At 63.7% G+C, this 11,879-nt stretch carries 10 protein-coding genes and 1 tRNA gene; 2 read left to right on the forward strand and 9 right to left on the reverse strand.

Annotation, left to right across the window (positions count from 1 at the left end):
• Nucleotides 1-163: 163 nt before the first annotated feature.
• From IL54_RS01575 to IL54_RS01585, 3 genes are read right to left on the reverse strand one after another with little or no spacing between them, the layout of a single operon-like run.
• Nucleotides 164-1,672, reverse strand: coding sequence for a YifB family Mg chelatase-like AAA ATPase (locus IL54_RS01575; protein WP_037472414.1), 1,509 nt, complete (start codon nucleotides 1,670-1,672; stop codon nucleotides 164-166).
• Between the two features lie 43 nt (nucleotides 1,673-1,715).
• Nucleotides 1,716-2,420, reverse strand: coding sequence for an RlmE family RNA methyltransferase (locus tag IL54_RS01580; protein WP_037472416.1), 705 nt, complete (start codon nucleotides 2,418-2,420; stop codon nucleotides 1,716-1,718).
• Nucleotides 2,417-3,538 (reverse strand): Ppx/GppA phosphatase family protein, encoded by a 1,122-nt coding sequence (locus IL54_RS01585; protein ID WP_037472418.1) that lies wholly within the window; start codon nucleotides 3,536-3,538, stop codon nucleotides 2,417-2,419. The genes IL54_RS01580 and IL54_RS01585 overlap by 4 nt, the downstream gene beginning before the upstream one ends.
• 338 nt (nucleotides 3,539-3,876) lie before the next feature.
• Here IL54_RS01585 and IL54_RS01590 point away from each other — a divergent pair, with 338 nt between their 5' ends.
• Nucleotides 3,877-7,371 (forward strand): autotransporter domain-containing protein, encoded by a 3,495-nt coding sequence (locus IL54_RS01590; protein ID WP_037472420.1) that lies wholly within the window; start codon nucleotides 3,877-3,879, stop codon nucleotides 7,369-7,371.
• 71 nt (nucleotides 7,372-7,442) lie between these two features.
• Here the strand turns inward: IL54_RS01590 and IL54_RS01595 are convergent, their stop codons facing one another.
• From IL54_RS01595 to yajC, 4 genes are read right to left on the reverse strand one after another with little or no spacing between them, the layout of a single operon-like run.
• Nucleotides 7,443-7,784, reverse strand: coding sequence for an Mth938-like domain-containing protein (locus IL54_RS01595; RefSeq protein WP_076605437.1), 342 nt, complete (start codon nucleotides 7,782-7,784; stop codon nucleotides 7,443-7,445).
• Nucleotides 7,785-7,840: 56 nt separating this feature from the next.
• On the reverse strand, nucleotides 7,841-8,827 hold the full coding sequence (secF, locus tag IL54_RS01600) for a protein translocase subunit SecF (protein WP_037472423.1): 987 nt from the start codon (nucleotides 8,825-8,827) through the stop codon (nucleotides 7,841-7,843).
• A gap of 21 nt (nucleotides 8,828-8,848) precedes the next feature.
• A complete protein-coding gene (secD, locus tag IL54_RS01605; protein WP_037472424.1) occupies nucleotides 8,849-10,447 on the reverse strand; it encodes a protein translocase subunit SecD in 1,599 nt (532 codons plus the stop codon).
• Between the two features lie 8 nt (nucleotides 10,448-10,455).
• Nucleotides 10,456-10,791 (reverse strand): preprotein translocase subunit YajC, encoded by a 336-nt coding sequence (yajC, locus tag IL54_RS01610; protein ID WP_037472426.1) that lies wholly within the window; start codon nucleotides 10,789-10,791, stop codon nucleotides 10,456-10,458.
• A 188-nt stretch (nucleotides 10,792-10,979) separates the two neighbouring features.
• Between yajC and IL54_RS01615 the strand changes: the two genes are divergently transcribed.
• Nucleotides 10,980-11,056: transfer RNA gene (locus IL54_RS01615), tRNA-Pro, on the forward strand.
• A gap of 342 nt (nucleotides 11,057-11,398) precedes the next feature.
• On the opposite strand, the gene IL54_RS24750 is transcribed toward IL54_RS01615, so the two are convergent.
• Complete coding sequence (locus IL54_RS24750; RefSeq protein WP_171899226.1) at nucleotides 11,399-11,575, reverse strand: hypothetical protein; 177 nt, start codon at nucleotides 11,573-11,575, stop codon at nucleotides 11,399-11,401.
• 64 nt (nucleotides 11,576-11,639) lie between these two features.
• The coding region (locus tag IL54_RS25255; RefSeq protein WP_237748746.1) for a hypothetical protein at nucleotides 11,640-11,879 on the reverse strand (240 nt) is incomplete at its 5' end.

The raw sequence follows: 11,879 nt of genomic DNA on the forward strand, positions 1-11,879 counted from the left end.
AGCGGGTTTCAAGTCCTTCTACCCGTCGCATCGTCACCGACAAGGAGACGACCGACATGGAACGCCCCGATTTCTGGCCCGACATATGCCGCTTTCTGATCGCTTTCGTCGCCAGCGGCGCGGCCATCGGTCTCTATACGCTGCTGACGGTCCAGCCGATCCCCTAATTCACCGGCGCGCGGCGACGATAGCTGAGCGCTTCGGCGACATGCACCCGCCCGACCCGCTCGGCGCCGGCCAAATCGGCGATCGTCCGCGCGACGCGCAACACGCGGGTATAGCCCCGCGCCGACAGCTTCATTGCCGCGGCCGCCTGGGCCAGAAGTTGCCGTCCTGCTTCGTCGGGGCCTGCAAAAGCCTCCAGCGCATCGCCGTCCACCTCGGCATTGGTCCGCACTTTCGTCCCGGCATAGCGCGTCGTCTGCACATCGCGCGCCGCCGCGACGCGCGCGGCGACCTCGGTCGATCCTTCGGCGGGGGGCGGCAGCACCAGATCGGCAGCACTCACCGCCTGCACCTCGACATGCAGGTCGATCCGGTCGAGCAACGGCCCCGACACTTTCGCCTGATAGTCAGCGGCGCAACGCGGCGCACGGGAGCAGGCCAAGGCGGGATCGCCCAGATGGCCGCAGCGACATGGATTCATCGCCGCGATCAACTGCACCCGCGCCGGGAAGGTGACATGCGCATTGGCGCGGGCGACCGTCACTTCGCCGGTTTCCAACGGCTGGCGCAGCGAATCGAGCACGGCCCGTTGAAATTCCGGCAATTCGTCGAGGAACAGCACGCCCAGATGCGCCATGCTGACCTCGCCCGGCCGCGCCTTCAAACCGCCGCCGACCAGCGCTGCCATCGACGCGCTATGATGGGGGTGGCGGAAAGGCCGCGCCCGACTGATCCGCCCGCCATCTAGCGTCCCGGCTACGCTCGCGACCATGGATGTTTCCAGCGCCTCGGATGGGGTGAGTTCAGGCAATATTCCCGGAAGACATCCCGCCATCAGCGATTTGCCTGCGCCCGGCGGCCCGACCATCAGCAGATTATGCCCGCCCGCCGCCGCGATCTCGATCGCGCGCTTGGCGACTTCCTGCCCCTTGACCTGTTTGAGGTCCAGCGTCCGCACGGGTGCCTCGACCGCGCCCGGCTGGGGCGGCGACAGCGCCGACGTGCCCTTGAAATGGTTGAGCAGACTTAGCAGGTCAGGTGCGGCGACGACTTCGACCTGCCCTGCCCAGGCGGCCTCCGCCCCCTGCGCGACCGGGCAGACCAGCCCCATATCCTGCCCGCCCGCATGCAGCGCCGCCAGCAACACGCCGGGCGACGGCGCGGTGCGCCCGTCCAGCCCCAGTTCGCCGACCACGACATAGCCCGACAGCGTTTCGGCATCGATCACGCCCATGGCCCCCAGCAATGCGAGGGCGATCGGCAGGTCGAAATGCGATCCTTCCTTGGGCAAGTCGGCGGGCGAGAGGTTAACAGTGATCCGCTTGGGCGGCAGCGACAGGCCGATAGCGGCGATCGCATTGCGCACCCGCTCGCGGCTTTCGGCCACCGCCTTGTCGGGCAATCCCACGACAATGAAATTGGGCAGGCCGGGGACGAGCTGGCACTGCACCTCGACGGCCCGCGCCTCCAGCCCCAGATAGGCGACCGTCGATACCGTTGCGACCAAGTGACCCCCGCTTCCTATCCCGTGCCCGCCAGCCTTCCGGCTGCTATTCTGCTACGGGATCGCCCGCCCGGTCGCGCGCAGGTTCATCGGGTCGCCCCTTGAACCCCTGCGCCACGACATACCATTCCACGCTGCCCTTGCGGCTGGCGGGGGGCTTGGCATGTTTGATCGTCGTGAAATTCTTCTTGAGCAGGACCAGCAGTTCGCCATCAGTGCCCCCGGCAAACACTTTGGCGACGAACGTCCCGCCCTTGCGCAGATTTTCGACCGCGAACCAAGCGGCCGCCTCGACCAGTCCCATCGTGCGCAGATGGTCGGTCTGGGCATGGCCCACCGTATTGGCGGCCATGTCGGAAATGATGAGGTCGGGCGCATCGCCCAGCGCTTCGCGCAGAATGTCGGGCGCCTTGTCGTCCATGAAGTCCATTTCGAACAGGGTCACCCCTTCGATCGCATCGACCGGCAGCAGGTCGATGCCGACGACGGTGGCCTTGGGCGCCAATTTGCGCACGACCTGCGACCAGCCGCCCGGTGCCACGCCCAGATCGACGACCGCGCGCGATCCCTTCACGAAATGGAATTTTTCGTCCAGTTCGATCAGCTTGAACGCGGCACGGCTGCGCCAGCCTTCCGCCTTCGCCTTGCGCACATAGGGGTCGTTCAGATGGCGTTCGAGCCAGCGAACTGACTGCGCGGTCCTGCCCTTGGCGCTTTTGACGCGCACCTTGCCTACGCCTGCGCCCCTCACATCACTCTCCCATCGCGGTCCATCAGCCCACGCAATATGCCTTCGCGAATCCCGCGATCCGCCACGCCCAGCCGTTCGGCGGGCCAGATGTCGAGGATCGCTTCCAATATGGCGCACCCCGCAACCACCAGATCGGCCCGCTCCGTGCCGATGCAGGGCAGCTTCTGCCGCTCCATCAAGGTCATGGTCGACAAGCGCTCGGAAATCGACCGCATCGATTCGCACGGCACGATCAAGCCGTCGATGACCTGCCGGTCATAGCGCGGCAGGTTCAGATGCACGCTCGCCAGCGTCGTCACCGTCCCTGAGGTGCCGAGCAGGCGGATATCCTCCGCCCCCTGCGGCAAGCGGCGGGCAAGCGGCGCGAAGGCTTCGCTGACCCGCGCGCGCATCCGGTCATAGGCGGCCAGCCGCGCGTCGCGGTCGCCATGGTCGAACGCTTCGCTTTCGGTCAGCGACACCACGCCCCACGGCGCACTCACCCAATCGACGATCCGTGGCGCCCCAGCCGATCCGTTCGAATCGACCAGCACCAATTCGGTCGATCCGCCGCCTATGTCGAAGATCAGGGCCGGACCATTGCCGGGTTCCAGCAGCGCATGGCAGCCCAGCACCGCCAGCCGCGCCTCTTCCTGCGCGCTGATGATGTCGAGGGCGATGCCGGTTTCGCGATAGACGCGCTGGATGAAGTCCGTGCCATTGGAAGCCCGGCGACAGGCTTCGGTCGCGACCGAACGCGCCAGCGTCACATGACGGCGGCGCAGCTTGTCGGCGCAGACGGAGAGCGCGGCGATGGCGCGATCGATCGCCGCATCGCTGATCCGCCCGGTCGATGCCAGCCCTTCGCCGAGCCGCACGATCCGCGAAAAGGCATCGACGACAATGAAGCCATCGGCGGATGGCTTGGCGATCAGCAGGCGGCAATTATTGGTGCCAAGGTCGATCGCGGCATAGGATCGCCGCTCACGCGCGCCATGCGGCGCAAGACCCCGCGATGGTGACGGGGGAGGAATGGCCGCAGCCTTGCTCCCATTGCCCTGACCGGATCGGGCACGTTTGCCCGAAAAACCGCCGGTCGGACCGGAACTCTGCGGCGATGGGCGGCTTTGCTGCACCATGCCGAAACTCACTTCTGTTTTTCGCCAGCTTCGTGGGGAAGCCGGAACTTACCATCATGTCTAAGCGGATCGGCGCGGTTGCGCAAGGGACGGCCGTCATGCGCCAAAAAGCTGCGCCAGGTTAAAGTTAACGGCCTTTGTCATGAAGTAGCGCGTAGGCATCGGCGAATAGCGCCATGCCGAAAATGCCGGATTTGCGCCATTCCACTTTGGATTTTTGCACGCATCCCGACATTCTGTGACCTTTTTGAAACATAAGGAAAGTTTCGCAAATTGCCGCATTGTGTTCGTCTTGTTGCTGACATAGCTTCCCTTCAGGTCTTTGGGGAGTTCACATCATGCACATTCGCAAGAATGGTGCGCGCTTACTTGCGTGTGCCGGTCGCACCAGTCTTCTGGCATCCGCAGCGGTCGCCGCTCTGGGCTTCGCACCGCTGGCCCACGCCGTCGTGCCCAACGACAGCAAAAGCCCGTCCGACATTATCGACGGCAGCGACGTCAATGGCGTCGGCATCATGTACCGCGCCGATGGCTTTGTCTGCACCGGTTCGCTGATCAACCCGCGCACGGTCATCTTTGCCGCCCACTGCGTCAACGACCTCGACACGCCGGACTATAGCACCGTCAACGGCGGTGTGCCGGTCGCCTTCGCCTTTCAGAACGACGCCCGTCCGGGCCTGATCGACTGGCTGAGCAACGGCTTTCAGACCAACACGTCACTCAGCGTCTATAACGTCAACAATATCGCCTATCATCCCGACTCGCTCGATCCGCCGGCGTTGAGCTTCCTCTATGGCGACGTGGCGATGGCGACGCTGGACACGCCCGCGTCGGACGTGCCGACCTGGACGATGCTCTTTTCCGCCCTGTCTGCGCCCTCGGCGATCAGCGAAACGTCGGGCACCGGCTATCATGTGACGATCACCGGCTATGGCCGTACCGGCAGCGGGACGACGGGCAACAATCTGGGGATCGACTTCCGGCGCAAGACCGCGGAAAACTTCCTTGGGATGCTCGGTTCGCTCGATGACATCGACGCCTTCCTGTTCGGTGCGCCCGGCGGCTATACGCAAAATCTCTATCACACCGATTTCGACGATCCAGAGCGTGAAAATCCGTTCGACTTCAATCTGTTCAAGGATGACGCGCTCCCCAATGAGGGCAGCACCGCTGGCGGCGATTCGGGTGGTCCGCTGATCCTCGACCAGGCTTTCAACGAACAGACGATCATCGGCGTCCTGTCGGGCGGCAGCCGCTATTTCCTCGAACAGCCGCAAAGCTCCTATGGCGGCTCGTCCTTCTACCAGCCGCTTTATCTGTTCTGGGACTGGATCGCACAGAACAATCCCTATCGCTACGCCACCGCCAAGGCCGGCGATGGCTTGTGGAGCGATGCTGACCATTGGGTAACCGCGCTTGACCCCAATTATCGGGTGATCGACAGCAATGGCGCCTTGGTGAACGGCATTCCCACCTCGCCAGGCGCAGGCGCGTTCGGCCAGGACAGCACGCAGAAATTCGGCCAGATCTGCTATCAGCCCAATGATGGGCCGGACGATGTCTGCTATGATGTCGGCACCGACACGCTGATCGTCGATGGCGAACCCGCCGTTGCGGAAACGACGGGCGCGACCACGGGTTCGACCGTTGTCAGCAACAATAAGGGCAAGGTGGAGATTGCCGAGCGCAGCCCCAATGCCGAAAACGCCACGCTGCTGACAGGCGCGATTCATGAAGCGCAGGAGGGCGAAGTCAGCGCAGCGGTCCTGCCAACGCCGACTCTCGCCAACGGTCTGCCCGGCGCGACCAGCTTCGTGCCCAACAATATCGCTCCGCTCGCCTCGCAAGGGGTGATCGGTCGCTATTATGATGTGACGCTCAGCGCCACTGGCAAGACGACGCTGGACATGGACGCCACCGTCGATCGCTTCACCATCTCCGGCGCGGGGGCCGCGCTTGACGTCACGGCCACCGGATCTTTGACCAGCCTGATGGACATTGCCCATCTCGCCGGTGTCGTGAATGTCGATGGCACGGTCGAAACACCGGGCGACTATTTCCTGATGACCGGGCTGTTGTCCGGCAAGGGAACGCTCCGAGCGCCCTATTTCACCAACGTCCTCGGCACGATCGCGCCCGGCGGCGTCGGCACGATCGGCACGCTTGGTATCGAAGGCAATGCGTTGCTCTCATCGGGTAGCACGCTGCAGATCGATCTGGGCGCCAATGGCGTGTCGGACGTGCTGGCGGTGCGGGCAACGCAGTTCGTCGAAGCCGATGGCGACGGCGAGGGCGAAATCCCCGATACCGGCAATGGCGGCGGCGATGGTGGCGGTAGCCAGCAACAGGCTTCGGCCGCTGCAGCAATAACCGCAGCACAGGCCGATGGCGATGTATCGCTGCTAGCGGTCGGTGATCCCATCGACGGCATCGCCGCCCTCGGCGGGCGCGTCGTCTTCGGTGCAGCGAGCGGCGCCAAGATCCGCTATGGCAACAGCTATACCTTCCTCACTGCCGAAGGCGGCGTGGATGGCAGCTTTGCGACGCCGACCAACCTGTCGGCCATGTTGAAGCCCGTGCTATTCTACGGCCCCAACAGTGTCAGCGTGCGGATCGACGCGGGCCTCTATGCCGACGTCGTCAACCGCGCTGCGCCGAACCAGACCAGCTTCGCCCAGTTGCTCGACCAGAACCGGTCGCTCTATGCCAACTATGCCAATCTCTATGGCGAGGCGGATCTGCTGAGCGTTGCCGGGGTCCAGGCGACCTTCGAAGCGATGGCACCGCGTACCGAGGCGCTCAAGACGTCGATGTCCGAAGTGCTGAACGACAATATGGCGCGCTTCTATCGTGACCGCCTGACGAAGATCGATGGCGGGGCGATGGGCGGCACGCTGACCATGACCGGCCAGCCGCTGCAACTGGCCGCCGCCAGCCTCAACAATATCGATCTGGGCATGGCGCAGGGTGGAAGCAACGACACGACGACGCGCGAAGGCGTGTTGCCCGATGACGTCAGCGCCTTCCTGGCGGGCGGTTATATTGACGGCGACAGCGCCCCGATGCGGACCGCTACGCCGCTTGGCCGCGACCAGTTCGATGGCTGGTACATGGCGGCCGGCATCGAAAAGGCGTTCGGCGACACCGGCGTCATCGGCCTCGCCGCCTCGTTCAGCGAGTTGAAGGGCAATACGGGGGCCAATGACTGGGGCCGCGCCCGCCTCTATCAGGGCACGGTCTATGGCGCGTTCGATCTGGGCGGCCTGAAGCTGGATGCGGTCGGCAGCGCAGGCACGATGGCGACTCGCTCGCGCCGCTCCTTCGCGGTCGGCATCACGCCCTACACCCTCTATGGCAGCGACCAGGAACTGGCGCTGTCGGGTGAACTGGGCCTCAGCAAGGCACTCGGCAGCGATGCGTTCAGCATCGTGCCCCGTGCGGCGCTGCGTGGTGCCTATATCAGCTCTGGCAACCTGTCCGAATATGGCGGCGATGCCGCGCTGGTGATCAAGCGCCATGCGATCCGCAGCGCACAGGGTCGCCTGGGCGCGACGATCAAGGCGAATACGGGCGGGTTCAAACCCTATCTCACCGCCAATTATGTCCATGAGTTCAACGACCAGCCTGCCTTCTTCCTGGCCAATCTGGTCGGCGGGACCGGCAGCCTCGCGCCGTTCGCGCTGGGCGGATCGGACAAGAATTGGGGCGAAGTCGGCGGTGGCCTGACCATCCGGGCCGGCTCTGTGGACCTGAACCTGACCGCCGACACGACGGTCTGGCGCAAGGACATCAGCTATCAAAGCTATCGCGCGGGCGTGAAAATCCACTTCTGATCCGTACCTTGCGCCAACGAAAAAGGGCCGCCCCACCGGGCGGCCCTTTTTTGTGCCCGCAATCGCGCGGTTCAGAGCGGCAGCAGCGCCGCGACGATAGATCGTTCCTCCGCCCGCAGCACGCCCCAGGCGCGCGCCGCGGCCCGGCTGTCCATCGCCTCCACGCCGATCCCCTTGGCCTCCAGCTCGCGCACAAAGGCGCGTGGTGGCTGGCGCAGGCCGGCCCCTGTGCCGAGCAACAGGAATTCGGGACGCGGATCGCCGTCCAGCAGGTCACCGAGGGCCGCCAGCGTCAGCGCATCGACCGTCGGTGCATCGTCCCACGCCATCGCCCGCACCGGCCTGAGCAACAGGCCGTTCGGAAACAGATCGTCGCGCACCCGGAAACCGCGCCCGGCAAAACCGGTGACGATCGGCCCCTGCCCGCTATCGTCGCGGCGCAGCTCTATCCCGGTGCGTCGTTCGCCGCTCAGGGCTTTGCCCCGTCATCGCGCGGCCCGACCCGCTCGGCCTGCGAAGCAAGGTTCGCCTTGGCCGCCTTCTTCTCCGAAGACATGGGCGACAGGCCCAGCGAGATCAGCAGCGAGGACGACACATAGACCGACGAATAGGTGCCAACGATGATGCCCAGCATCATCGCCGCGGTGAAGCCGCGCAGCACATGGCCGCCGAACAGCAGCAACGCGCCGAGCGCCAGCATGATCGTCACCGACGTCATCACCGTGCGCGGCAGCGTTTCATTCACCGACAGATCGATCAGCGCCTTCATGTCCATCTTGCGATATTTGCGCATATTTTCGCGGATGCGGTCGTCGATCACCATCTTGTCGTTGATCGAATAGCCCACGATCGTCAGCACGGCGGCGACGATATTGAGGTCGAACTCCAGCTGCGTCACCGCGAAGAAGCCGAGCGTCATCAGCACGTCGTGGACGATCGCGACGAAGGTCGACACGCCGAACTGCCATTCATAGCGGAACCAGCTGAACACCGCGATGCCCAGGATCGCCAGCACGACCGCCAAGATGCCGTTCTGGATCAGCTCGCCCGACACCTTGCCCGACACCGTGTCGTAGCGGGAGAAGGTGACGCCGGGGAATTGCGCGGTCATGGCATTGCGGGTCTTTTCGACCACCGCATTGGCCGCCCCGGCCCCGCCCTGTTCGGGTAGGGGCAGGCGGATCTGCACCGTCTTGGGATCGCCGAATTGCTGCAGCGAGCTTTCGCCGACATTGAGCGAGGCGATGGTCGTGCGCACCTTGTCGGTTTCGACATTTTGCGGGAATTTCGCTTCGATCATCAGGCCGCCGACGAAGTCGACGCCCATGTTGAGGCCCTTATAGGCCGTAGCGCCGACCGCCAGCACCGTCAGCAAGGCGGTGAGCGCGAACGCCCATTTCCGCATCGCGACGAAGCCGATATTCGTATTGTCTGGGACGAGCTTTAGAAGTTTCATGGGTGTGTCCTCCCGCCCCTCTTAAATATGGATGTCCGTCGGCCGGGTGCGGCGCACCCAGTTGGCGACGATGACGCGGGTGAAGGTAACGGCGGTGAACACGCTGGTCGCGATGCCGATCAGCAGCACGATGGCGAAGCCCTTGACCGGCCCCGACCCCAGCGCCAGCATGATCCCGCCCGCAATGGCATGGGTCACGTTCGCTTCGAAAATGGTGCGGCTGGCTTCCTTATAGCCATGTTCGATTGCCTGGACGACATTGCGCCCACGCCGCCGCTCTTCGCGTATCCGTTCATAGATCAGCACGTTGGCGTCGACCGCGGTGCCGATCGTCAGCACGAACCCGGCAATGCCCGGCAGCGTCAGCGTCGCCCCCAATATGCCCATCACACCCAGGATGACCGCGACGTTGATGGCGACCGCCAGATTGGCATACATGCCAAAGCGGCCATAGCTCAAGAACATGAAGATCGCGACCGCGACCACGGCGATGATCGATGCGATGAGGCCCGCGCGAATCGAATCCGCGCCCAAGCCCGGTCCGACCGTCCGTTCCTCAACCACCGCCAGCGCCACCGGCAGCTTGCCCGACCGCAGCGCGATCGCCAGCTGGTTGGCGCTTTCGACCGTGAAATTGCCGCTGATCTGCGCGCTGCCGCCCAGGATCGGTTCGTTGATATTGGGCGCCGACAGCACCTTGCCGTCGAGAATGATCGCGAACGGTCGATTGACGTTCTGCGACGTCACCTGCCCGAATTTGCGGCCACCCGAACTGTTGAAGCGGATGTTGACGATCGCCTGATTATTCTGGTCATAGCCTTGGGTCGCGTCGGTCAAATCCTCGCCCGACACCATCACCTGGCGTTTGACCGCGATCAGCGGCACGCCCGACGGGTTATCGAGATAAGGCAATACTTCGCTGCCCACCGGCGCGCGGCCCTGCGCCACTTCGGACGGGTTGGCGGTCGTATCGACCAGCTTGAATTCGAGCTTGGCGGTCTGGCCCAGCAGATCCTTGAGCGCCTTGGGATCTTGCAGGCCAGGCACCTGCACGACGATGCGGTTGCTGCCCTGCTGCTGGATCGTTGGCTCGCGCGTGCCCATTTCGTCGATGCGCTTGCGGATCACTTCGGTCGCGACTTCCATCGCGCTCTTGACCGCATTGTCGATGCCCGCATTGGTCGGGGTGATCGTCACGGTCTGGCTGTTCACCACCGCCACGTCGAAATCGCGCTGGCCGGTCAGCCCCGCGCCCTGCGTCAGTGGGCGGATGCGCTCGACGGCGGCATCAACCTGCGCGGGATCGCGCACCATGAAGCTCAACTTCCCGTCGCGGCTGGAGATATCGCCGATCGCGATGCGCGGGTCAGCCCGGCGCAGTTCGGTACGAACCTGCTCCTCCATATTGACCAGCCGCTGCTTGGCGACATCCTGCGTCGACGCTTCAAGCAGCAAGTGACTGCCGCCCGACAGGTCGAGGCCAAGATTGACCCGCGTCTGCATGAAGCCGGGCAGCCGGGCCACGGCGGAATCGGGCAGGAAGCTCGGCACCGCGCACAGCACGCCGATCAACAGGGGCAGGATGATCGCGATCACCGCCGCACGCGAGAAATTGAGCATCGTTGGGGTCAGTCGTTCGCGGGCTTGGCAGTGGTCGGGTCGATCACGTCGGTCAGGGTCGACTTGACCGCCTTGACCTTCATGTTCGGCGCCAGTTCGACATCGGCATAGATGTCATCGACGCGCACGACCTTGCCGATCAAGCCGCCGCCGGTGACGACCTGGTCGCCCTTCTTCACTGCGTCGATCTTGGCCTTATGCTCTTTCATCTTCTTTTGCTGCGGGCGGATCAGCAGGAAATAGAAGACGACGAAGATCAGGACCAGCGGGGCCATCTGCACCAGGATTCCGGCGCCGGAGGCTTCCCCGCCAGCGGTCTGGGCAAAGGCTGTCGATATGAACATGGGTGGGACTTTCGTCTTGGTGTCTGTCGGCCGCGCAACGCATGGCAGCGCCCGCCTATCAAGGCCGGGCGGCTACCACAGATGCAAGGGCGGAGGCAATATGATTAGGGAATCGTACATGGGGCGCGAAAGCCCGCATCGAAACCCTTGCAACTTCCCAAAACCCCTTCTAAAGCGCGCCCTCCGGTCGGGACGTAGCGCAGCCTGGTAGCGCATCACACTGGGGGTGTGGGGGTCGGAGGTTCGAATCCTCTCGTCCCGACCAAGATTTTCGGAAAGTGCGGCCGTCCGGGGGACGGACGCCCGAAAATCTCCCAAGCGCAAGCGCGGGAGGCGATATTCATCACTGGTGGTGAATGGCATGGGCGGCGAAGGCTGCTTGATTTGCCTACGCGCGCGCCGTGTTGGGGGCGGAGTAACAACTGCTTGTGACATACAGGGAAGGGCGGCCCTTTTGAACCGCCCTTCCGTTAGTCGCTGCATTGGTTTGATCGTCGATACCGACTACTATGAACGGGTTCCAGCATCTGGCTGTTTTGTTCCGATTACCGCTTGCTGGCCTTTGTTAAGAATAAGCCGGGTCTTGTCGCACCTCCGCTAAATCAGATTACTTATGCTTGGTCGGATCGACCAGCTTGTAACCCATGCCGGGCTTCGGCGTCGGTGGCAGCGGTTCGCCCCGCGTCACAGTCCGCTCTGCGCCAGTGTCTCCGCCGCGAGGGCCGAAGATGCCGTACTGGCCCGAACGGGGCGCAGACTGACCAGGCTTCATCGTCTTGCTCATGATTTTCTCCTTTCTACCGCCATCTTCCACAAGATGTTGTGGTGTTAATGTGCTGGTAACTACATCATGAACGAACCCGCGATTCGCACAATAGGAAAATGACAGAGAACGAATAAAATACATTTGAATAACGTATCATGATCGCTCGCCAGCGATCCGCGCCATCTTTGATCGGCGGCTGTGCAACGAGAGGGAGGCAGAGGAAATCAAGTTGCCGCTTCGTATGTTCGAAAAGGGACGGCGCGTCTAATGAGTAACCAAGCCCACTCCATCGCCGTTCGGGCTGAGCTTGTCGAAGCCCAAC

The sequence above is a fragment of the Sphingobium sp. ba1 genome (assembly GCF_000743655.1).
Taxonomy (GTDB): Bacteria; Pseudomonadota; Alphaproteobacteria; order Sphingomonadales; family Sphingomonadaceae; genus Sphingobium.